Origin of the sequence: Nocardiopsis sp. NPDC058631, from assembly GCF_042716955.1 — a bacterium.
Taxonomy (GTDB): domain Bacteria; phylum Actinomycetota; class Actinomycetes; order Streptosporangiales; family Streptosporangiaceae; genus Nocardiopsis.
Map to the genome: position 1 here is coordinate 1 of NZ_JBHXQY010000071.1, position 22,512 is coordinate 22,512.

Annotated in this window: 19 protein-coding genes; 9 read left to right on the top strand and 10 right to left on the bottom strand. The window is 73.0% G+C overall.

Annotated features, from left to right (window positions below; translation table 11 throughout):
• Together ACFWTE_RS21265 and ACFWTE_RS21270 are read right to left on the bottom strand one after the other, a co-directional pair.
• Positions 1 to 1,897 (bottom strand): PH domain-containing protein (locus ACFWTE_RS21265; RefSeq protein WP_378781384.1); only part of this gene is annotated, 1,897 nt, incomplete at its 3' end.
• Complete coding sequence (locus ACFWTE_RS21270) at positions 1,894 to 2,391, bottom strand: PH domain-containing protein (protein WP_378781386.1); 498 nt, start codon at positions 2,389 to 2,391, stop codon at positions 1,894 to 1,896. The genes ACFWTE_RS21265 and ACFWTE_RS21270, both read right to left, overlap by 4 nt.
• Positions 2,392 to 2,497: 106 nt before the next feature.
• On the opposite strand from ACFWTE_RS21270, the gene ACFWTE_RS21275 reads away from it, so the two are divergent.
• On the top strand, positions 2,498 to 3,406 hold the full coding sequence (locus ACFWTE_RS21275; RefSeq protein WP_378781387.1) for an SPFH domain-containing protein: 909 nt from the start codon (positions 2,498 to 2,500) through the stop codon (positions 3,404 to 3,406).
• Between the two features lie 16 nt (positions 3,407 to 3,422).
• A complete protein-coding gene (locus tag ACFWTE_RS21280; RefSeq protein WP_378781389.1) occupies positions 3,423 to 3,683 on the top strand; it encodes a hypothetical protein in 261 nt (86 codons plus the stop codon).
• A 62-nt stretch (positions 3,684 to 3,745) separates the two neighbouring features.
• Here ACFWTE_RS21280 and ACFWTE_RS21285 read toward each other — a convergent pair whose 3' ends face one another.
• From ACFWTE_RS21285 to ACFWTE_RS21295, 3 genes are all read right to left on the bottom strand, one after another.
• On the bottom strand, positions 3,746 to 4,369 hold the full coding sequence (locus tag ACFWTE_RS21285) for a Uma2 family endonuclease (RefSeq protein WP_378781390.1): 624 nt from the start codon (positions 4,367 to 4,369) through the stop codon (positions 3,746 to 3,748).
• A gap of 153 nt (positions 4,370 to 4,522) precedes the next feature.
• A complete protein-coding gene (locus ACFWTE_RS21290) occupies positions 4,523 to 6,187 on the bottom strand; it encodes an FAD-binding dehydrogenase (protein ID WP_378781391.1) in 1,665 nt (554 codons plus the stop codon).
• A 218-nt stretch (positions 6,188 to 6,405) separates the two neighbouring features.
• A complete protein-coding gene (locus ACFWTE_RS21295) occupies positions 6,406 to 7,500 on the bottom strand; it encodes a zinc-binding dehydrogenase (protein WP_378781394.1) in 1,095 nt (364 codons plus the stop codon).
• Positions 7,501 to 7,711: 211 nt separating this feature from the next.
• On the opposite strand from ACFWTE_RS21295, the gene ACFWTE_RS21300 reads away from it, so the two are divergent.
• From ACFWTE_RS21300 to ACFWTE_RS21310, 3 genes are all read left to right on the top strand, one after another.
• A complete protein-coding gene (locus ACFWTE_RS21300) occupies positions 7,712 to 8,689 on the top strand; it encodes a Ku protein (RefSeq protein ID WP_378781395.1) in 978 nt (325 codons plus the stop codon).
• 235 nt (positions 8,690 to 8,924) lie between these two features.
• Entirely contained in the window at positions 8,925 to 9,761 is an 837-nt protein-coding gene (gene ddaH / locus ACFWTE_RS21305; RefSeq protein WP_378781397.1) for a dimethylargininase, read from the top strand.
• A 206-nt stretch (positions 9,762 to 9,967) separates the two neighbouring features.
• Positions 9,968 to 10,594 (top strand): TetR/AcrR family transcriptional regulator, encoded by a 627-nt coding sequence (locus ACFWTE_RS21310; RefSeq protein ID WP_378781398.1) that lies wholly within the window; start codon positions 9,968 to 9,970, stop codon positions 10,592 to 10,594.
• 41 nt (positions 10,595 to 10,635) lie between these two features.
• Here the strand turns inward: ACFWTE_RS21310 and ACFWTE_RS21315 are convergent, their stop codons facing one another.
• The 4 genes from ACFWTE_RS21315 to ACFWTE_RS21330 form a co-directional block, all read right to left on the bottom strand.
• Positions 10,636 to 12,078 carry an aminobutyraldehyde dehydrogenase gene (locus ACFWTE_RS21315; RefSeq protein WP_378781399.1) on the bottom strand — a complete coding sequence of 481 codons (1,443 nt, stop codon included), beginning with the start codon at positions 12,076 to 12,078 and terminating at the stop codon, positions 10,636 to 10,638.
• Between the two features lie 110 nt (positions 12,079 to 12,188).
• Complete coding sequence (locus tag ACFWTE_RS21320; RefSeq protein ID WP_378781400.1) at positions 12,189 to 13,814, bottom strand: thiamine pyrophosphate-binding protein; 1,626 nt, start codon at positions 13,812 to 13,814, stop codon at positions 12,189 to 12,191.
• A 4-nt stretch (positions 13,815 to 13,818) separates the two neighbouring features.
• A complete protein-coding gene (speB, locus tag ACFWTE_RS21325) occupies positions 13,819 to 14,772 on the bottom strand; it encodes an agmatinase (protein WP_378781402.1) in 954 nt (317 codons plus the stop codon).
• Positions 14,773 to 14,856: 84 nt separating this feature from the next.
• Positions 14,857 to 16,365 (bottom strand): sodium:solute symporter, encoded by a 1,509-nt coding sequence (locus ACFWTE_RS21330; protein WP_378781404.1) that lies wholly within the window; start codon positions 16,363 to 16,365, stop codon positions 14,857 to 14,859.
• Between the two features lie 244 nt (positions 16,366 to 16,609).
• Here ACFWTE_RS21330 and ACFWTE_RS21335 point away from each other — a divergent pair, with 244 nt between their 5' ends.
• The 3 genes from ACFWTE_RS21335 (at position 16,610) to ACFWTE_RS21345 (ending at position 20,682) form a co-directional block, all read left to right on the top strand.
• On the top strand, positions 16,610 to 18,145 hold the full coding sequence (locus ACFWTE_RS21335) for a PucR family transcriptional regulator (RefSeq protein WP_378781405.1): 1,536 nt from the start codon (positions 16,610 to 16,612) through the stop codon (positions 18,143 to 18,145).
• A 273-nt stretch (positions 18,146 to 18,418) separates the two neighbouring features.
• Positions 18,419 to 19,045, top strand: coding sequence for a transcriptional regulator (locus ACFWTE_RS21340; RefSeq protein ID WP_378781406.1), 627 nt, complete (start codon positions 18,419 to 18,421; stop codon positions 19,043 to 19,045).
• Positions 19,042 to 20,682 (top strand): pyruvate, phosphate dikinase, encoded by a 1,641-nt coding sequence (locus ACFWTE_RS21345; protein ID WP_378781407.1) that lies wholly within the window; start codon positions 19,042 to 19,044, stop codon positions 20,680 to 20,682. The genes ACFWTE_RS21340 and ACFWTE_RS21345 overlap by 4 nt, the downstream gene beginning before the upstream one ends.
• A gap of 42 nt (positions 20,683 to 20,724) precedes the next feature.
• On the opposite strand, the gene ACFWTE_RS21350 is transcribed toward ACFWTE_RS21345, so the two are convergent.
• Complete coding sequence (locus ACFWTE_RS21350) at positions 20,725 to 21,423, bottom strand: histidine phosphatase family protein (RefSeq protein ID WP_378781408.1); 699 nt, start codon at positions 21,421 to 21,423, stop codon at positions 20,725 to 20,727.
• Between the two features lie 408 nt (positions 21,424 to 21,831).
• Between ACFWTE_RS21350 and ACFWTE_RS21355 the strand changes: the two genes are divergently transcribed.
• The gene (locus ACFWTE_RS21355) at positions 21,832 to 22,434 is read left to right on the top strand and encodes a DUF4352 domain-containing protein (protein WP_378781410.1); all 603 of its coding nucleotides are present in this window, start codon (positions 21,832 to 21,834) and stop codon (positions 22,432 to 22,434) included.
• Positions 22,435 to 22,512: the final 78 nt, after the last annotated feature.

The following is a 22,512-nucleotide window of genomic DNA, read 5'->3' on the forward strand; positions in this document are numbered from 1 at the left end:
GCGCCCGGGGCTCGCGTTCGAGCAGTTCGGTGACGAAACCGAGAACGGCCTTCTTGGGGCCCTTGATGATGGTGGGGACGCCCATGACGACGGCGCCACGGACCAGGAACGGGGCCAGGAGGTCGGGAACCGCCTCGTCCGCCCAGTTCAGCCCCTCGCCCAGTCCCACGTCCATCGCCGCGTACATCCCCTCGCCCGCGGCCGTCGTCGCCGCCACGTTCGCCAGGCCCAGCCGGCGCTGGAACGGCGACCTGCTGATCCGCCAGCCGATCACCGCGGTCCGCTCCAGGGTCACCGTCCTGCGCACCGCCATGCCCTGGCGGAGCACCAGGTAGCGCGGGTGCAGCCCGTGGCCCAGACTCCGGTAGGAGCCGACCGCGAACCAGAACGCCACCGCACCGAACAGCACCGCGGCCACCGCCCAGCCCCAGCTCGGGGCGTTCTCCAGCGCCCGGACGGTCAGCGGCACGGGCACGATGTACTCCTCGGCCCCGCGCGCGGCCTCCCACCACGCCTCGGACGCGAGCGTGTGCAGCCAGGCCATGGCACCCGCCAGCACCAGCGCCACCACCGTGGCGTACCCCGCGCGGGTGAGCCGGCGGCGCAGCGCAGCACGGGGGTGGGCGGCCAGGGGTGCGTCCAGGGGCGACTCCCGCGTCCGCATCAGGTCGGCGGCCAGCCCGCGTGCCAGCTCCCGCGGCATGGCCGGTGACAGGCGGCTCTTGGCCTTGGCCGCCTCGTCGTCGGCGGAGCCCAGGCCCGTCGCGACCGCCCGCACGTCCGCGCCGCCCGTGGACCGCAGCAGGAACGGCTCGTGCAGGGTCACACCGTTGAGGCGGCGCCCCTCCACCGACAGCGACACGCTGGTGAGCAGGCCGCGGCGCAGACGCACGGTGCCGTCGGCCTCCCGCGTGAGCCGGTAGCCCCACCACGTCTCCACCGCCACGGCGGTCACGACGATCACTCCGGAGATCAACAGTCCCAGCAGGGCCAGGGGCACCACGAGCAGGATCTGGCCCACGACGAAGGAGGCCATCTCCTCGCCGCTGGGCAGGTTCGCCCGGTCGGAGATCCACCGCCAGGGCGCACCGTTGGCCTGGGCGTTCGCCCCCAGGAGAGTGGCGATGACACCGACGCTGACGCCCACCGTCGCCGGGGTCGCGGGGGCGAAGGCGAACCAGCGCCGGTCGAGCCGGGCCAGTTCGACCTCGATCTCCCCGTCCTCCGCCGCGGGGGTCCCGTCGTCGTCGGGGGTGCTTCCGACGTGCCGGGGGGCACCCCGGTACAGGAGTTCGCGGCGCAGCGACTCGCCCTGCTCGGCGGTGACGTAGAGCAGTTGGAACTGCTCGGTGCCCGCCGTGACCTTCTCACCGGTGCCGACCGTCACCGAGCACAGGCCGAGGACCCGCGTGTAGACGGGTGCCGCGACGTCCACGCTGCGCACGCGCTCGCGGGGGACGGAGCGGTACGCCTTGGCGATGACGCCCGAGCGCATCTCGACGCGCTCGTCGGTGACCCGGTAGCGGGTCGCCCGCAGTCCCAGGAGGTCGAGGTAGGTGAAGAACGCGAACGCGGCGACCGCCCCGCCGAACACGGCGAGGCCCCACAGGCCCTGCCCCACGACCACCAGGATCACGATGGCGACGATCGCGGCGGGGAACAGGAGCAGGCCCAGGACGAGGGCGTTCGCCCACACGCTGAGCGGGTGCAGCCCCCGCCAGCCCTCCGGGTCGGGTTCGTGCCGGGTCCGCGCGCCCCCGGCTCCGGTGGGGGCGTCCTCTCCGCCGGCCCGCGGCGGGGCGGGTGTGCCGTCGTCGGCCGGGACGTCCACGGGCTCGGACGCGGTTCCCGCCGTGTCCTCCCAGGGGGCCGGCCGGTGTTCGTCGGGGGTGCTCATGTCGCGTCTCCGGGGGTCGCCTGGGTGGTCTCGGTGAGTCGTTGCGCCACCTCGGTCGCCTGGGCGTGGTCCAGTCCCGCGATCTCGATCGGTCCGGCCGCCGACGCGGTGGTCACGGTGATGCTGGACAGGCCGAACATCCGCTGGAGGGGGCCGCGGGCGGTGTCCACGGTCTGGATGCGCGACATCGGCGCGACGCGCCACTCCTGCCAGATCCACCCGCTGGAGGTGTAGACGGCGGTGTCGGTGACCTCCCACCGGTGGACGCGGTAGCGCCACTGCGGCATGAGGAAGGTGATCAGCAACCCGATCCCCCCGACCGCGGCGGCGGAGAGCAGGAACCAGGTGCGCGGAGGCTCCCAGATGATCGCGGGAACCACGAGGACCGCGGTGAGGACGACGGTCACGGCCAGTGACCGTGTCGCCCACCACAGGATCGCCCGTCGGTCCACGCGGTGGTGGGGCGGGCGCAGGCGTGGGGCGTCTGTGCTCATCGCGTCCATGACTCCTCTCGTCGGGGCCCTGAGGGCCGTTCACTATTAAAAGTGATATCACAATGCTATGCTCACGTCATCACCTTGAAGAGAACGGAAGAGTGAGATGGCCCCAACCAGTCAGCCCGCCGTCCCGGCGCCCCAGTACCGTGAGCACGCCGCGAGGAGCCGCGACGGCATCCTGTTCGCCCTGATCAGCGTCGTGCTGGTCCTGATCGGGGCAGGTATGGCCCTGTCGCCGCTCCTCGGACTGCCCGGCCCGCTGATCGCGGTCGGCATCGTCGTCGGCCTGGTCGGTCTCGGACTCTCGTTCGGGCTGACGATGGTCGCGCCCAACGAGGCCCAGGTCGTCCAGTTGTTCGGCCGCTACGTCGGCAGCATCCGCACCGACGGACTGCGCTGGGTCAACCCCTTCACCCTGCGCAAAGGGGTCTCCACCCGTATCCGCAACCACGAGACCTCCGTCATGAAGGTCAACGACGCCTCCGGCAGCCCCATCGAGATCGCCGCCGTCATCGTCTGGCAGGTCGACGACACCGCGAGGGCCTCCTTCGAGGTGGACGACTTCGTCGAGTTCGTCTCCATCCAGACCGAGGCGGCGGTCCGCCACATCGCGGGAAACTACCCCTACGACTCCTACGACACCGACACCAGCCGGTCCCTGCGCGGCAGCGCGGACCTCATCACGGAGGAGCTCTCCACGGAGGTCGGTGAGCGGGTCGAGGCCGCGGGCGTCAAGATCGTGGAGTCCCGGTTCACCCACCTGGCCTACGCGTCGGAGATCGCCCAGGCGATGCTCCAGCGCCAGCAGGCCAGTGCGCTGATCGCCGCCCGCCAGGAGATCGTCGAGGGCGCCGTCGGCATGGTGGACCGTGCGCTCACCCGCCTGTCGGCGGAGAATGTGGTCGAACTCGACGAGGAGCGCAAGGCCGCCATGGTCAGCAACCTGCTCGTGGTGCTGTGCTCCGACCGTCCTGCCAGCCCTGTCGTCAACACCGGGACCCTGTACCAGTAACCCGGGTGAGGTGGCCGTGCCCGATCGTAAGAAGGTGCTGCTGCGGCTCGACCCCGCCGTCCACGACGCGCTCGCGCGGTGGGCCGGGCAGGAGCTGCGGAGCACCAACGCACAGATCGAGTTCCTCCTGCGTCGGGCGTTGGACGACGCGGGGCGGATGCCGAAGGAGGCCGGGGCCCTCCCCCGCCGTGGCAGACCGCGCAGGTCCGGTCCGGAGGAGGCCGATGCCGGGGCGCAGCCCCGGAGCGAGGGCTCCCCGGATCCGGCCGAGGAGTGACACCCCCCGCGTACGGCGGCGCCGGCCACCCCCGGGTGGCCGGCGCCGTTCGCTGTGTACCGTCAGTCCTCGGCCGCGGGTTCCTCGGGGCCGCCGATGCTCGCGCGCCAGTCGCCGTCGAGCCTGAGCAGCCACTGCGGGACGATGCGGACCGGGAACGGTGCGCCGGTCTCGAAGACCTCCTCCCCGAAGGTGGCGGAGACCTCGGTGTACTCGCCGTCCGCCAACCGCAGCTCGATGATGCTCGCCTTGTCACGGTCGGGCGTGATGACCCAGTACGAGGGGATGCCGAACTCCGCGTACTCGCGGCGCTTGGTGTGGTGGTCGCGGAAGACGCTCTCGGGGGAGACGACCTCGACAGCCAACACCGGAGGCCTTGTCGTGTAGGGCATCTGGAAGTCCTCGTTCCGAATCACGGCCACGTCCGGTATCCGGTGCCGTGTCCGTTCCGGGTCGAGGGTCACCCCTGGACCGTCCATCACGAGCATTCCGACGGGGGCGGCGTAGCTCAGGTGCGCGGTGAGGCGCCCGGTAGTCAGCGTGTGCAGGCTGGAGGGTGCGGGAGACACGTCAAGCCGCCCGTCGACCAGCTCGTAGCGCCGCCCGTCGTCCGGCGTGTGCCGTAGGTCGTCCACGGTGAGCGGCCCCGGCCCGAGGTGGGTCTTGCCGATAGTCATAACAGCCATCATGCCTCCTCATATGCATGAGGACCAGGATCATGGAGGAAGGGGCGGGTATGGGCCGGAACCCCGAAACCCGTGAATAACCGCCACCCTCCCTCAACTTCGGTGGTCGGCCGTAACCCCGGAGCGGGAAGCCCCCGCCCCCGGACAGCGCCGCTAACCGAGGGCGGAGGCGGCCGCCCGGCCCGCGATGCGGCCGGAGAAGAGGCAGCCGCCCAGGAACGTGCCCTCCAGGGCCCGGTAGCCGTGCACACCCCCGCCGCCGAACCCGGCGACCTCGCCGGCCGCGTACAGGCCCGGGAACGGCGTGCCGTCCGCCCGCAGCACCCGCGAGTCCAGGTCGGTGTGCAGACCGCCGAGCGTCTTGCGGGTGAGGATGTGCAGGCGCACCGCGATCAGCGGACCGGCCTTGGGGTCCAGGATCTGGTGCGGGGCGGCCACGCGGGCCAGCCTGTCGCCCCGGTAGGTGCGCGCCGAGTGGATGCTCATGACCTGCAGGTCCTTGGTGAAGGTGTTGGCCATCTCTCGATCGCGCGCCACCACCTCGCGGGTGACGGTGTCGGCGTCGAGCACCCCGTCCCCGGCGACCTCCTGCATCCTGCGGATGAGCGCGGGCAGCTTGTCGGCGACGACGAAGTCCGCGCCCTTCTCCTTGAACGCCTCCACCGGTCCCGGCGCGCCGGGGAGCACCCGCTTCAGGACGAGCTTGAGGTCCTTGCCGGTCAGGTCGGGGTTCTGCTCCGAGCCCGACAGGCCGAACTCCTTCTCGATGATCTTCTGGGAGAGCACGAACCACGTGTAGTCGTGGCCGCTGCGCATGATGTGGTCCAGGGTGCCCAGGGTGTCGAACCCGGGGAAATAGGGCGCGGGCAGCCGTTTGCCGGCCGCGTCCAGCCACAGCGACGAGGGGCCCGGCAGGATGCGGATCCCGTGTCCGGCCCAGATCGGGTCCCAGTTCTGGATGCCCTCGGTGTAGTGCCACATGCGGTCCGGGTTGATGATCTGCCCGCCGGCCCGCTCGGTGATGCCGAGCATGCGCCCGTCCACGTGCTCGGGCACGCCCGACAGCATGTGCTTCGGGGGGGTGCCCAGGCGCTCGGGCCAGCTCTTGCGGACCAGGTCGTGGTTGGCGCCGATCCCACCGGAGGTGACGACGACCGCCTGCGCGGACACCTCGAAGTCGCCGACCACGTCACGGTTGCTGGCCTGGCCGCGCGCGATGTCGCTGGGGGCCAGGACGGCGCCGCGCACCCCGGTGACGGTGCCGTCGGTCACCACCAGCTCGTCCACCCGGTGCCGGAAGCGCAGCGAGACCAGGCCCCGTTCGGCCGCCGCGCGCACCCGGCGCTCGAAGGGTGCGAGCACGCCCGGACCGGTGCCCCAGGTGATGTGGAAGCGGGGCACGGAGTTCCCGTGCCCGTCGGCCAGGTAGCCGCCGCGCTCGGCCCAGCCCACGATGGGGAAGAACCGCAGCCCCTGAGCGTGCAGCCAGGAGCGCTTCTCCCCGGCGGCGAAGTCCACGTAGGCCTCGGCCCACCTGCGGGGCCACTCGTCCTCGGGGCGGTCGAAGGCGGCGGTGCCCGCCCAGTCCTGGAGGGCGAGCTCGCGGGAGTCCCTGACGCCCATGCGCCGCTGCTCGGGGGAGTCCACGAGGAACAGCCCTCCGAAGGACCAGAACGCCTGGCCGCCCAGGGACTGCTCGGGCTCCTGGTCGAGCAGGACCACCTTCTTTCCCGCGTCGGCCAGTTCGGCGGCCGCGACCAGCCCCGCCAGCCCGGCTCCGACGACGATCGCGTCGGCTTGGTCGGCTCCGCTGCTCATCTGGTTCCTTCCCCTCGGGTGGTCCGCGCCCGGAGGGCGGGCACGGCGTACACGATGGTGACGACTGTGCCCCGCCGGGCCCCGACCGACAAGAGTCCCGTGTGTTGTGCGCCACATCGTTTGTCACCCTGTGACAAACAGGGGCTTGCCGCGGTGCCGCACCCGATCGCCCCCGGGTACGGCGGCGCAGCGGACCGGCGGGCTCGGTTCCCGCGGTGTCAGGCGCCGAACCGCACCAGGGACCGGCCGCCCCGGCCCCGGCGCATGCGCTCGAAGGCCTCGGGCACCCCCTCCAGGGAGATCTCGTCGGTGACCATCGCGGCGAGCTTGAGCTCCCCGGAGCGCACGTGTTCGGCGATCAGCGGGATGTCGCGCTCGGGGTCGCTGGAGCCGTAGACGCATCCGCGCAGGGTGCGCCCCTGGTGGAACAGCTCCAAGGCGTTGAACGACACCTCGTCGTCCTGCGCGCCCACACCCACCACCGTGACCGTGCCGCCGCGCCGTGTCGCGTCCCACGCCGAGCGCACCACCCGTGCGGAGCCCACCACCTCGAACGCGTGGTCCGCTCCGCGGCGCCCTGTCAGCCCGCGCACGGCCCGGGTCAGCTTCTCGTCGGCGACCAGGAAGTCGGTCGCTCCCAGCGACCGGGCCAACTCCTCCTTGTCGGGGGAGACGTCCACGGCGATCACCGGGTCGGCCCCGGCCAGGCGGGCGGCCTGCACCACCGAGAGCCCGACACCTCCCAGCCCGAGGACCACGGCCGACTGCCCCGCGCGCACGGAGGCGGAGTTGTTGACGGCGCCCCAGCCGGTGAGCACCGCGCACCCCAGCACGGCGGCGACCGCGGGATCGATCCCGTCGGGCAGCGCAACGACGGCGCGGGCGGGGACGACGGTGGCCTCGGCGAAGGCTCCGCAGCCCAGCCCCGGGTGGACGGGGGTGCCGTCGGTCAGCTCGGCGTACGGGTGGGCCGTCGCGTCGAGGGCGTGCTCGCACAGGTGGGGCTCGCCCTGGAGGCAGAACCAGCACTCCCGGCAGGAGGGGGCCCAGTTGAGGATGACGTACTGGCCGGGCACGACGCCGGTGACGCCCTCACCCACGGCCTCCACGGTTCCGGCGCCCTCGTGACCGAGGACCGCCGGCCACTTCTGCGCCAGGGTCCCGTTGGACAGGGACAGGTCGGAGTGGCACACGCCCGCGGCGGCGATGCGCACCCGGACCTGGCCGGGACCGGGGTCGGGAAGGACCAGGTCGCGGATCTCGGGGGGTGCGCCCAGTGCGGAGAAGACGGCGGCCTTGACGGTCGTACTCATGGGAGGAACTCCAATCGAGGATTGCCGCGACAGTAGCAATACCGACCGGTCGGTCCAATCCCTGGGGCGCGTGTTGGGCACCTCCGGGGCGTCGGCGCGCACCCGGTCGGCCCGGCAGGGGCCGCCCCCGCCCCGGCCTGACCCCTCCTTTGCCTCCCGTGGGCAGCGTCTTGCCAGGTGGGAGTGATGATGGGAGGCAGAGGGAGGGATCATGGTCAATCCGGTTTGGGTGGGAACCCTGATGTTCGGACGGGTGCCGATCGGCATTCGCCTCTACAGCGCCCGCGAGCGCAGGGGACCCGTGCTGCACCAGTTCCAGCGGGGCACCGCCGACCGCATCCGCTACGTGCGCGTCAACGAGCGCACGGGGGAGGAGGTCGCCGCCGAGGATGTCGTGCGCGGGGCCCGGACCGGGCCCGAGGACGAGTACGTGGTCCTCGAACCCGAGGAGCTGGAGGAGATCCTGCCGAGCGGCTCGCGCACCATGCGGATGGGCGAGTTCCTGCCGGAGGGGGCCGTGGACCCGCTCTGGTACGCCTCCACCTACTACGCGTCCCCCCGCGGGGCCGCCGACACCGAGCCCTACCAGCTGCTCTACGCGGCCCTGGACCGGACACGCCGCATGGGCGCGGCCACCGTCGTCCTGCGCGACCGCGAGTACCCGGTGCTGATCCAACCCCACCGCGGGGTGCTGTCGGCCTCCACCCTGTGGTGGCCCGACGAGGTCCGCGCCCCGGACGACGTGATGTCGCCCGTCGCCCGCGCCGACCTGGGCAAGGGCGAGCTGGAACTGGCCGAGGAACTGGTCAGGGCCCTGTCCGTGGAGTGGGACCCCGGCCACTACGAGGACAGCTACGGCCGACGGCTCACCGAACTGGTGCGGTCCAAGGCGCGGGGGACCACGTTCTCCCACCGCCCCGACCGCGCGGGCGGGCGCGGGGACGTCGGGTCGATCGGCGAGGCCCTGCGGCAGAGCCTGCCGACCCGCCCGCACAAGCGGGGGCGCGCACCCGTGCCGCGCAGGCCCACCACGGTCCGGGCCGAGGCCGGGAGCGCCTCCGGGAGCCGCCGGACCAAGCGCGAACTCCTCCAGCGGGCCTCGGAGCTGGACGTTCCGGGCCGCTCGAAGATGAACAGGGACGAACTGGAGGAGGCGGTCGGCCGGGCGGTCTCCGGCAGCCGCCGGTGATCGGCGCCCCGCCGGCCGGGGAAGGGCTCCGACCCTCCACCGCACCCGCCGGGGCCCTTTCCCACGGGTGCCACCGAAAGGGGGCGGGGCCCGTGGAGAACTGCGGGCACAACCGTCTGTTCGCCCAACTCCGGCGCGGGTATCTCCTCTTCATCCGTGCGGGAACCACGACGTGGTAAATGCCTGTACCACCGAGGGGCTGAACAGCGTTCCGCGCGTTTCACTGGGAGGTCCCATGGCTCGACCGGCTGCACCGGAACCGGCTCCGCGGCACTACCTGATGTGCCGGCCGACCTATTTCGCGGTCGAATACGCGATCAACCCCTGGATGGACCCGGGCGCGGGAGTGGACAGGGAAAAGGCGATCCGCCAATGGGAGGGGTTGCGCGACCTCTACCTCGATCTGGGGCACCGGGTCAGCGAGATCGTGCCCGTCGACGGCCTGCCGGACATGGTCTTCGCCGCCAACGGGGCCCTGGTCGTCGACGGCCGGGTCTACGGCGCGCGTTTCGCCAGCGCCGAGCGCACACCCGAGGGTCCGGCCTACCTGGACTGGTTCCGCAAGGCGGGCTACTCCGAGACCCGCGAACCCAAGCACGTCAACGAGGGCGAGGGGGACTTCGTCACCCTGGACGAGGTGGTCCTGGCCGCCACCGGGTTCCGCACCGAGGCCGCCGCGCACCAGGAGGCCGAGCGCTTCCTCGGCCGCCCCGTCATCACCCTGCAACTGGTGGACCCGCGCTTCTACCACCTGGACACCGCGCTGTTCGCGCTCTCCGGCCGCCAGGTCGCCTACTACCCGGGGGCGTTCTCCGAAGGGAGCCGCCGCGTGCTGCGCGCCCTCTTCCCGGAGGCGCTGCTGGCCACGGAGGAGGATGCCGCCGTCCTGGGTCTGAACGCCGTCTGCGCGGGCGACGACATCGTCATCGCCGCGGAGGCGACCGCTCTCGCCGACCGCCTGCGCGCGCTCGGCCGCACCGTCCACCCGGTCGAACTGGACGAGCTGCGCAAGGCCGGGGGCGGCGCCAAGTGCTGCACCCTGGAACTGCGGGAGGCCCCCTCCCCCGTGTGACGGGGAGCGGCCGGGTTCCGCGCACCCGTGTGCGGGATCCGGCCGCCCAAACCGGCGCGGATGTGGGAAATGACACCGCTGTCCGCACGCGGTCCACCCGTCGCCACAGGTCACGCCCGTACGGGCGTCCGGGACACCGCCGGCCAGGGGCGGGGTGTGACAACGGACCCTGGTCAAACACCCCGGCCGCAATAAAGTCTGGGGACGTGAAGACCACACAGCGCAGACTTCCGCGCCGGATCAGGGAACAGCAGATGATCGACGCCGCGGTGACGGCGTTCTCCCGGGGCGACTACCACTCGGTCAGGGTGGAGGAGATCGCCGCAGCGGCCGGGACCTCCAAACCGACGGTGTACCACTACCTCGGTTCGAAGGAGGGAATCTTCACGGCCTGCGTGCGCAGGGAGGGGGAGCGGCTCATCGCCGCCATCCGGGAGGCGGTCCACGGCCCGCGGGCCCCCGCCGGCGACGACCCGCTGCGCCGGGGCATGCACGCCTTCTTCACCTTCGTGACCGAGAACCGGGAGAGCTGGACCGTCCTGTACCGGCGCGCCGCCGCCCAGGGGGAGCCCTTCGCGGCCGAGGCCACCCGTATGAGGGGCCGGGTCATGGCCGAGGTCGGCGACCTCATCACCAGCTGTACCGGCGGCCTCCTGGACGAGAACGACACCAAGGACGCACAGCTCCTGGCGCGCATCGCCGTCAGCACCGCCGACGCCTTCGCCGACTGGGTCCTCGACCACCCGCAGGAGAGCCCCGACGCGATGGCCGGGCACGTCACCGAGCTGACCTGGTCGCATCTGCGGTCCCGGCGGGCGGCCCCAGTGCTCTGAGGGCGGCCCCGAACCCCCGGCCCGGGACCGCTCGCCGGATGTCAGCGCAGCGAACTCATCACGTGCTTGACGCGGGTGTAGTCCTCCAGGCCGTACGCCGACAGGTCCTTGCCGTAGCCCGAGTGCTTGAACCCGCCGTGGGGCATCTCCGACACCAGTGCGCCGTGGCCGTTGATCCACACCGCGCCGAAGTCCAGCTCGGCGCTGACGCGCAGGGCGCGTCCGTGGTCGGCGGTCCACACGGACGAGGCCAGCCCCTGTTCGACGTCGTTGGCCAGCTCGACCGCCTCCTCCTCGGTGGTGAACCGCTGCACGGTGACCACCGGCCCGAAGACCTCCTCGCGCACGATCTCGTCGTCGGCGCGCAGCCCGGACACCACGGTGGGCGCCAGGAAGAACCCCTCCCCGCCCACGCGGTGCCCGCCGGTCTCCACGACTGCGTGCGCGGGCAGGCGCCCCAGCAGCCCGGTGACCCGGGCGAACTGGTCGGCGTTGTTGAGCGGGCCGAAGTCACTGACCTGGTCGCAGGGCAGTCCGGTGACCTGCGCGGCCGCCCGCGCGGCCAGTTCGGCGACGAACTCGTCGTGGACGTCCTCGTGTACCAGGACCCGGGTTGCGGCGGTGCAGTCCTGCCCGGCGTTGAGGAAGGCGCCCGCCACCACCCCCGAGGCGGTCTCGCCCGGGTCGGCGTCGTCGAAGACCAGGACCGGCGCGTTGCCGCCCAGCTCCAGGTGCAGCAGCTTCAGGTCGGCCGAGGCCGACTGGGCCACCTGTACGCCCGCGCGGGTGGAGCCGGTGATCGACACCAGCCGTGCCGCCGGGTGCTCCACCAGCAGGCGGCCGGTGTCGCGGTCGCCCACGACCGTGTTGAGCACGCCGGCGGGCAACACCCGCGCGGCGATCTCGGCGAGCATGACCGTGGTGGTCGGCGTGGTCTCGGCGGGCTTGAGGACCACGGTGTTCCCGGCCGCCAGGGCCGGGCCGATCTTCCACACCGCCATCATCAGCGGGTAGTTCCACGGGGTGATGCCCACGCACACCCCTACGGGCTCCCGGCGGATCCACGAGGTGTGCCCCTCCAGGTACTCCGCGGCCGCACGGCCCTCCAGGTGGCGCGCGGCCCCGGCGAAGAACCGCAGGGTGTCCACGCAGAACGGGATCTCCTCCCCGAGCACGGACGCGCGCGGCTTCCCGGTCTCGCGGCACTCGGCGTCGGCGAACTCCTCGGCGTTCGCGGCCAGGGCGTCCGCGATCGAGAGGAGGGCGTCCTGACGCCGGGCGGGGGTGCCGCCCCGGCGCCAGCCCCGGAAGGCCCGGGCGGAGGAGGCCATGGCCGCGCCGACCTCGTCGGCACCGAAGATCCCGGCCCTGCCGGCGGCCCTCCCCGTCACGGGGTCGACCAGGTCCTGGGCGCGCCCGTCCGCGGGTGTCAGGGGTCGTCCGTCGACGAAGCCGGGTAGCGTGTCGAACTCGTGGATGCGCATGGTGTCCTCGTGTCGGTCGGGATGGTGCCGGGACGTGTGCCGGTCGGAGGGGTCGTGTCCCCGGTCGGCCCGGCCGTGGGCGGGTCCGCGGAGAACCGGTGGGGGACGTGCTATCCGCCCAGGTGGGTGGGGGCGAACAACCCCAGCACCATGGGCAGCACGACCACGTGCGGGCCGGGCCGGGCCAGGGCGGCGGACAGGTCCTCGCGCAGCCGGTCCGGGGAGGTCGATGTCGCGGGCACACCGAACGCCTCGGCCAGCGCCACGAAGTCCGGGCGGGCCAGTTCGGTGTGGGTGGCCTCCCCGAACGAGGACTCCATGTACTCGCGCAGGATGCCGTAGCCGCCGTCGTCCACGACCAGCCACGTCACGTCCAGGTCGTGCTGGCGGGCCGTGGCCAGTTCGGCGATCGAGTACATGGCGCCCCCGTCCCCGGAGACCGCCAGCACCGGGCCGCGGCCGGCCGCCGCGGCGCCCAGGGCTGCGGGCAGCCCGTACCCCAGGCCCCCCGATCCCTGCGCGGAGTGCGCCTGGCCGCCGCGCGGGTCCCACGCCGACCACGCCCAGTAGGCCAGCATCGTCATGTCCCAGAAGCTGGGCGCGCCGTCGGGCAGGGCCTCCCGCACCGCGGCCAGCACCGCGCGCTCCGCCTCCAGGTCCTGGGAGTCCAGGCGGGCGGCCACCGCGGCCTTCACGGCCGCCACCTCGTCGGCCACGGCCGGGTCGACCGGGCGGCGCCCCACCGACTCCGCGAGACCGGCCAGGGCCAGGGCGGCGTCGCCGTGCACGCCCAGCGCCGGGTGGTTGGACTCCAGCTTGCCCAGGTCGGCCTCCACCTGGACCACGCGGCCCCGGGGCGCGAACGTGTGGTAGTTGCTGGACAGTTCGCCCAGTCCCGAACCCACCACCAGCAGGACGTCGGCGGCCTCCAGGTAGTCGGTGGTGTGCCGGTCCTCGATCCACGACTGGAGCGAGAGCGGGTGCTCCCACGGGAAGGCGTCCTTGCCCCCGAAGGTGGTGGCCACCGGAGCCTGGAGCGCCTCGGCCAGCGCGACCAGGGCGTCCCGCCCTCCCGAGCGGCTCACCCCGCCGCCGGCCAGGACCACGGGCCGTCGGGCCCCGTCGAGCAGCCGGGCGGCCTCGGCCACCAGTTCGGCGCGGGGGACGAGCGGAACCGGGGCCGGGTCCACGTCCTGCACCGGCGGCACCGCGGTCGGCTCCAGCAGTACGTCCTGCGGGATCTCCACCAGGACCGGGCCCGCCGGGGCACTCGCGGCGTCCCGCCAGGCTCCGGCCAGGGCCGAGGGGATCTGCGAGGCGTGCCGCACGGTGAACACCGACTTGGTCACGTTGGCGAAGCTCGCGGACTGCTCGGGCAGCTCGTGCAGGTACCCGTGGCGGCCGCCGCCCAGGCCCGCACGCGGGATCTGGCTGCTGACCACGAGCACCGGGGCACTGGACGCCCTGGACTCCTGGAGCGAGGCCAGGGTGAGCAGCGCCCCGGGCCCGGTGGAGACCAGCAGCGGCGTCACCTCCCCGGTGAGCCGGGCGTGCCCGTCGGCGGCGAAGGCCGCGTTGTTCTCGACCCGGCTGGAGACGAACCTCAGCCGCGGGGCCCGGCGCAGCGCGTCGAACAGCCCGAGTGCGTGCTGGCCGGGGATGCCGAAGGCCACCCTCGCGCCCAGCGCGGTGAGTGTCTCGGTGACCAGGTCCCCGCCGTTGCGCGGCGCGCCCATGGGATCAGGCCCCCGTCGTGTGGTGCAGGGCCAGGACGCTGACCAGGTCGTAGGCCACGTGCGAGGCCGCGGTGGCGGTGATCTGCGCGTGGTCGTAGGCCGGGGCGACCTCCACCACGTCGGCGCCCACCAGTCGGCAGCCGGCCAGGCCGCGCAGGATCTCCAACAGCTCGCGGCTGGTCAGGCCGCCGGCCTCGGGGGTGCCGGTACCGGGGGCGTGTGCGGGGTCGAGCACGTCGATGTCCACCGACACGTACAGGGGGCGGTCCCCGATGCGCTGGCGCAGGGCGTCGGCGATCTCGTCCACGCCCTTGCGCATCACGTCGGCCGAGGTGACGATGCCGAACCCGAAGCGGCGGTCGTCCTCCAGGTCCCTCTTGCCGTAGAGGGGGCCGCGGGTGCCCACGTGGCAGATCGCCTCGGTGTCGAGGAGGCCCTCCTCCACCGCCCGGCGGAACGGGGTCCCGTGGGTGTAGGGCTCGCCGAAGTAGGTGTCCCAGGTGTCCAGGTGGGCGTCGAAGTGCACCATCGCGATCGGTCCGTGCACGCGGTGCAGCGAACGCAGCAGCGGCAGGGCGATGGTGTGGTCGCCGCCCAGGGTGACCAGGCGCGTGCCCGCCCGCACGAACTGGGAGGCGCCCTCGTCGAGGGTCTCCACGGCATCGCCGACGGAGAAGGGGCTGACCGCGATGTCCCCGGCGTCGACCACCTGCGCGGTGGCGAACGGGGACACGTCCAGGCCCGGGTTGTAGGGGCGCAGCAGGCGGCTGGCCTCACGGATGGCGGAGGGGCCGAAGCGGGCGCCGGGACGGTAGGAGACCCCGGTGTCGAAGGGCACGCCGACCACGGCGATGTCGGCCTTCTCCACCTGGTCGATGCGGGGGAGGCGGGCGAAGGTCGCCGGTCCGGCGAAGCGCGGTACGAGGCTGGAGTCGGTGGGGCCGATCGGTGCGTTCATCGCGTGGTCGTGTCCTTCTCGTCGGTGCGGTCGGTGCGGTCGGTGCGGTCCGCGGATGGTGCGGGTCGGTGTCGGAGCCGTGGGTCAGTCGTCCCGGGACGCGGGCGTCTGCGCGGCGGCGCCCGCGGCCCCCGTTCCGGTTCCTTCGGGCGGTGCGTCGTGACCGCGCAGGCGGCTCTGCCAGACGGACAGGACGGCCGGGTCGGTGGGCGGGGTCAGCAGGCTGACCGCCACGTACACCACCAGCGCGGTGCCCAGCCCCACGTAGATCGGCTCGTTGGCGAGCATCCCGGTCAGGGCCATGGTGACGATGACGGCCACCGACCCCGCGAGCATGGAGGCCAGGGCACCCGCCCGGGTGCCGCGCCTCCACACCAGGCCGCCGAGGATGGCGATCAGCAGGCCGCCCACGAGCAGGTTGTAGGCCAGGGTCAGTGCCGCGACGACGTTGTCGACGGCCAGGGCCACGCCGATGGTGGCCGCGCCCAGGACCAGGGTGAAGATCCGGTTGGAGGCGATCTCGTCGTCCCCCCGTCCCTCGGCGGGGCCGGTGCCGCGCCCGAACAGGCGTCTCACCTGGGGCCACAGGTCGGTGGAGGTCACCGTGGAGCAGGCGATGAGGGCGCCGCTGGCGGTGGACATCACGGCGGACAGGGCGGCGGCGATGACCAGCCCGGCCAGGCCCACGGGCAGGGTCGCCTCGACGATCATGGTGAACGCGTCGTCGGGGTTGGCCAGGTCCGGGAAGAGCACGGCCGCCGCGGTGCCGATGAGCGCTCCGCACACGCCGTAGACCAGGCAGTAGATCCCCGCGCCGATGCCGCCGGTCCTGGCGACCCGGTCGTTGCGGCCCGTGAACACGCGCTGCCAGATGTCCTGGCCGATGAGCAGCCCCAGCGAGTAGATGACGAAGTAGGTCAGGATCGTCTCCCCGCCGATGGCGGTGGGGCCGAAGTAGGAGGGCGCCAGCGCCTCGCGCATCCCGGAGAAGCCGCCCGCCGACCAGATCGCGACCGGCGTCAGGATGAGGACGAGCCCGATCGTCTTGATGACGAACTGCGCCATGTCGGTCATGGTCACCGACCACATGCCGCCCATCGTGGAGTAGAGGACCACGATGGAGCCGCCCACGATGATCGCCACCGCGCGCGGAAGGTCGAACAGGCCGCTGAAGATGGTGGAGAACGCCAGGGTGGAGGGCACCGTCAGCACGAAGGTGTAACCCCACATGACCAGCCCCGACACCACCCGTGAGTTGCCGCCGTAGCGCAGGTCCAGCATCTCGGACACGGTGAAGACCCGCAGCCGTGAGACGCGCTTGGCGAAGAACAGGTGCAGCGCGAGGATGCCGACGCCGATGGCGACGACCAGCCAGGCGCCGGAGATGCCGTAGGTGTAGCCCAGGCCGATGCCGCCGACGGTGGAGGCGCCGCCGAGGACGACGGCGGCCATGGTGCCCGCGTACATCAGCGGGCCCAGGCGGCGCCCGGCGACCAGGTAGTCGGACTTGCTGGTGGCGCGGCGCATGCCCCACCATCCGAGGGCGACCATACCCAGGAGGTAGGCGGCGATCACCGCGAGGTCGACGGTCATGGCACTCCAAGTGTGGACGCGGGGGCGGGGGAGTGAACGGCGGCGGCTTTGACGCAGGTCACACTGGCTTCGGTCAGGTTAGGCAGCGTCTCGGCTACGCTCCAGTGGACGAAACGCACCATGAAGACCTCACATGTGGACGAAAGATCCACAAGGAGCGGTCGGCGCACCCCCGCCCGCAACACGGGGGACACGGGGCGTGCGGCGGAGCCCGGCCGCGCGCAGGCGGAGAGGAAGGGGCACCATGGCCGGCGGAACGCGCCGCACCGACGTCCACACCGTGCCGCTGGGCGTGGTCACGGGCCGCCGCGACCTGGCGCTGACCACCGTCGTCGAGGCGGGTGACCCGGGGATCACCTGGGCCGTGGTCAGCGAGCTGACGGATCCCTCCGCCTACCTGCGCGGTGGGGAGCTCCTGCTCACCGCCGGGGTCAACCTGCCCCGGACCACCGCCGGACTACGCGCCTACGTGGACGCCGTGGTCGGCGCGGGGATCAGCGCGATCGGCTTCGGCGTCACGCCCGTCCACGACACCGTTCCCGCGGGCCTGGCCGAGCAGTGCCACGCGCACGGGCTGCCGCTGGTCTCGGTGCCCCGTCCCACCCCCTTCGCCGCCGTCAGCCAGGCCGTCGGCGCCGAGCTGGAGGAGCGCAGGCTGCGCGACCTGCGCCGCCTCGGGGAGGCGCACCAGGCCCTCGCCCTCGCCGTCACCGCCGACACCCCCGTGGAGCGCGTCCTGCGCGTGCTCGCCGAGGCCCTGGGGGGATGGGCGCTGGTCGCCCCGCCGGCGTCTTCGGACCCCGCACCCGGAGGACGGCACGCGACACGGGGAGCCCCGCGGGACCTGGACCCCGAACTCCAGGAGCTCGTCTTGCGGCTCACCCTGCCGCACGGGCCGCGCAGCGCCAAGGCGCGGGCGGGCGCGGACGAGGTCTTCCTGCACACCGTCGGCTCGCCGCCCGACGACCACGGGGTGGTCCTGGTCGGGCGGCCGGACCCGCTCGGCATCACCGACCGCGCGGTCCTGCGCACCGCGACGGCTCTGCTCGACCTGCTCGCACGCACCGACCGGGGCGCGCCGCCCGCCCCGGGGCGCCTCCTCACCGGGCTGCTCCTGGACGGAGGCGTCACCGAGGAGGCCCTCCCCCTGCTCGCCGAGCTCACGGGGGGCGGGGACACGGGGACCTACCGGGTCCTGCACGCCCTGCCCGCCGACCGGGGGCGCCACACCGCGCCCGCCGGGCTGCCCCTGGACACCCGGGTCCTGGACACCGCCCCCGGCACCGCGGGACTGCTGCGCGCGGTCCTGGCGGACCGCGGTGACGCCGAGCACCGGGCAGGCCTGGAACAACTCGTGCTGCACGGGTGGATCGGCGCTTTGAGCGGCCCGGTGCCCCCCGACGGCCTGCCAGGGGCCGACCACACGGCGGCCTCCCTGCTCTCCCGCGCCCGCGCGGCCGGTGGGCCACTGCTGTGGGGGGAGGACACCGACCCCTTCGAGGCCCTGCTGGCCCCGGAGGGCGCCGACGTCCTCGCGCGCGGTGTCCTGGGACCGCTCGCCGACGACACCGAGCCCGCACGCCTCCTGCGCCGCACCCTGCACGCCTGGCTCACCCGGCACGGTAACTGGGACCGGGCCGCCGCCGACCTCGGCGCCCACCGCAACAGCGTCCGCTACCGCATCGGCCGGATCGAGCGCGACCTGGGCGTGGACCTGGCCGACGCCGAGCAGCGCATGCGCCTGTGGTTCGCGCTGACCCGCCGGCGGCCGGGCGGCTGAGACGGTCGCCGACGCCGGATGGCGGCCGCGTCCTCCGGCCGTACCCTCCACCGGCACTCTCCGCTTCCGACCGCACCAAAATCCAGATGTTCACACCATTCAGATTGTCAGAGTATTCTGATGTTCTCGGCATGGGAGAGGAGTGGTGATGGTCTGCTTGGCTCAGGCGCTGCGGCAGGAGCGCCCACGCGTGCCCGTGCCCGCGGCGGCCGTCGAACAGACGGGCGCAGGCGCGGGGACGGAGACCGACGTGCACGTTCTGGGAGGCAGGACATGACCGGGCCCGGGACCCCCATGACCGGCACGGGACTGCTGGTACTGCACGCCCTGCGCTGCGGTGGACACTCCGGCACCGCACGCGTGGCCGCGGCCACCGGGCTCGGCGAGTCCGAGGCCGAGTCCGAGCTGATCGACCTGGCGGTCGCCGGTCTCGTCACGCACGCGGCCGGTGGCTTCGGCGGGTGGGGCCTGACCGCCGACGGCCGTCTAGCGGACGCGGAGCTGATCACCGGTGAACTGGAGGCAGCGGGTGCCCGCCCCGCCGTGACAGCGGCGTACGGCGCCTTCCTCGTCCTCAACCCGGAACTGCTCGACCTCTGCACGGCGTGGCAGCTCCGATCCACCGACGGCGTCATGACCGTCAACGACCACGGCGACCGGTCCTACGACGCCCGGGTCCTGGACCGGTTCACCGGGTTCGACCGGCGGGCCGCCGCCGTCGGCGCCGAGCTGTCCGCGGCCCTGCCCCGGTTCGGCCGCTACCGGACCCGCCTGGGCCAAGCCCTCGACCGCGCCGCCGCGGGCGAGTTGGAGTACGTGGCCGACAGCACCGCGTCCTACCACACCGTGTGGGCCGAGCTCCACGAGGACCTGCTCGCCACACTCGGGATCCCACGATGACGTGGATCCGCCGGCTCTCCGCCCGGACCCGGGGGACGGTCCAGACACTGGGCGCCAAGGCGCACGGCCTCGTGACGCTCCACCGCCTCGGCCTGCGGGTGCCCGCCGGGTTCGTCGTCACCACCGACGCATGCCGCGCGTTCCTGCGGGAGGGGCGCCTGCCACCCGGCCTCGACGACGAACTCGCGGCGGCCGTCACCGGGCTCGAAGCCTCCACCGGGCGCCGCTTCGGGGGCCCACGGGCACCGCTGGCGGTCTCCGTCCGCTCCGGGGCCAGTGTGTCGATGCCCGGCATGATGGACACGATCCTCAACCTCGGCCTCACGAGCGGTGCCACCGCCGGGTTGGCGGCGGAGACGGGCGACCGGCTGTTCGCGCTGCACGCGCGGTTGCGGTTCCTGTCCGGCTTCGCCTCCGCGATCACGAACCCGGACGCGGCCGGCGGGGGAGCCCTCCTCGACGGAGCCCCCGGGCAGGGGGACGGAGACGAAGCCCGCGTCACCGAGGCGATCGGAGCGGTCCACGACCTCGTCCGGCAGCGGTGCGGTCGGACGATCCCGGACGATGCCGCCCGCCAACTGGAACTGGCGGTCGAAACCGTGTTCTCGTCGTGGGACACACCGCGCGCACGCACCTACCGTGAACTCCACGACGTCCCGCACGACCTTGGCACAGCCGTGATCGTGCAGGAGATGGTGTTCGGCAACCGCGACCGGCACAGCGGTACCGGGGTCGCTTTCAGCCGCGACCCCAACACCGGTCGGAACGCTCCGTTCGGTGAGGTCCTGTTCGGCCACCAGGGCGAGGACGTGGTCTCCGGCAGGGCGCTGACCCGGCCCCTGCACGAACTCGCCGACCGGGAACCGGCCGTGTGGAGCGGCCTGCTCGATGCGCTGGACCGGGTCGAGGGGCACTACCGCGACGCGTGCTACGTCGAGTTCACCTTCCAGTCCGGTGAGCTGTGGATGCTGCAGGTGCGCCCCGGCCGGTTCGTCGGGGGCGCCGCCGTCCGCGTCGCGACCGACCTGGCCGACGAGACCGTGATCGGACGCCGCGAGGCGCTGCTCAGGGTCTCACCGCAGCACCTCCGGCACGTTCGCACACCCCGTATGGCCACCACGGGGGAGGTCGACATCCTGGCCCGGGGGCTGGGCGCCTGTCCCGGTGTCGCGTCCGGCAGGGTGGCGACGACGGCAGACCGGGCGGTGCGCATGGCCGCGGACGGCCCGGTCGTCCTGGTACGCCCGGAGACCTCCCCGCACGACATGCGTGGCCTGGCCGCCGCCACCGGGATCGTCACCGCCCGCGGTGGTCCGGCCAGCCACGCCGCGGTCGTCGCACGGGCGCTGGGCAAGCCCGCCGTCGTGGGGATCGCCGGACTGACCGTCGACATCGCCGAGGCCACGGTGACCGTCGGAGGCCGCACCGTCGGAGAGGGCGCCCTCGTCACCATCGACGGGACCGGCGGCGAGGTCGCCCTCGGCCGCCTCCGCGCCGTCACGACCACGGCCGACGCCCACCTGCACCGACTGCTGGCATGGGCCGACGAGGTGTCGGGCGACCACTCCGAACGCGATGAGGCCCGACGCCTCGGCGACGCACACGCCGTGCTCCGCCGCGACCGGTTCGACCTCTGACCTGCTCACCCGCCTCCGGGGCGGCCCGTGCCCCACCAGCCCTCACGGCCGGGTGCCGGGCCCGAACCCCGTCCACCGCAGTTCGGGCGGCAGGTGGCCCATGTCGTTGTACGACAGCACCGTCGGGGCCGCGCCGTCGCGGTACTCGATCGCGGTCAGTGCCGTGTTCCCGCAGTTCAGCCCGAGCCACCGCTCTGGTGGCGCGTCCAGCGCGTGCCGCAGCAGCCAGGCCACCTGGTAGGCGTGGGTGACCAGGACCTCGTGCGTCCCGGTCGCGGCGGGGCGGGCGAACCTACGGATCAGCGCGTCTGCCAGGGCCCGGCCCGAGGCGGCCTCCGCCGCGTCGTACCCGTCGAAGAACCCCGCCCACGCGGGGGGCGTCTCGTCCGGTACGTACGGCACGTGGTCCACAAGTTCGGCCGCTTCCCGCACGGCGACGCCGGGCAGGCGAGCGCCGATGATCCGGGCGGAGCCCACCGCCCGGGTGAGGGGTGAGTGCCACACGGTGTCGACCGGCAGCTCTGCCAGCCGCTCCCCGACCAGCTCCGACTGCCGCTTCCCGGCGTCGGTCAACTCCCCGAAGGGATCCGCCGCGCCGTGGCGCACCACGTACAGGTGCCGAGTCGCCATGGTCAGACCGCCCTCCTCGCCCCGTCGCCGGGAGTGGAACCGCTCGGAGGGGTCGGGCGCACCGCGTACCGAACCGGGTGCACCATCGCTGCTCCTCACCTGCACGGCCATTTCGAGATGCTCACATCATTCAGATGATCATAACATCTGAATGGGCCGCAGGGTGGCCGGGTCCGTGGCTCGTCCGCTCCCGCCGAGGCCGGTCGGGCGAGCCTCGGAACCGGCGGCGCCCCGCGTCGGCTCCCGCCGGGGGAGGGGCCGCGTAGGCCTCTGTCGGAGTCCAGCCACTCAGGAAAGCTGATCCGACCTGCCTCAGGCTGCCTCGGAGGAGCATTCCGGGGCGTGGTGGTTGTCAAGAAAAACAGAGCTTTTCCAGGAATTGCCGACACGTCGAACCGCCGTTCGAGAACCCTTTGTGCAAGGAATTCCTCCCTTCTCCCACGCAGGGGCGAAGCTGGATGCAGGGGAGGATATGTCGGCTCCCCGAGCCGGACCTTCCCCCGAGGGGAGTGGTGTGCGATGTACGAGCAACCGCCGGGCGGTCCTTCGAACCCCCAGCAGCCACCGCCCGGACAGCCGCCGCCTCCGCAGAGGAGGAAGGCCTGGCCCTGGGTGCTGCTCGGCTGCGGCGCCGCCGCACTGCTGATCATCGTCCTCGCCGTCGCGTGCACGATGGCGGTGTTCTCCGGAGGGCCCGCCGGGGAGGAGCCGGCCGGCGGCGAGGAGGAGGCGGAGGAGACCGTCGGCATGGGCGAGCCCGGCACGGTCGGCCAGTGGCAGGTCACCGTGGAGGGCATCGAGACGGCCGCCACCTACGGGGACGAGTTCAGTGAGGAGGAGGCACAGGGCGAGTTCGCGATCGTGGACCTCACCGTGGAGAACACTGGGAACGAGGCCACCACCTTCGACGATTCGGCGATCCGCCTCATCGACGACGAGGGCAACACCCACTCCTCGGAGGGGTCCGTGGGGGACGACGCCCTGTTCCTCGAACAGATCAACCCGGGGAACGAGGTGTCGGGCTCCGCCGCCGTGGACGTGCCGGAGGGCACCGAGATCACGGCGGTCGAGGTGACGGACGTGTGGTCCTCCGAAGGGCCGCTGCTGGTCCAGGTCGACTGAGCGCCCGGACAGGCCGGCCATCCCGGGCGCCTGGGACGGCCGGAGGCGTCCGGGACTCTTCGCCCCGGGTCTTGCGAA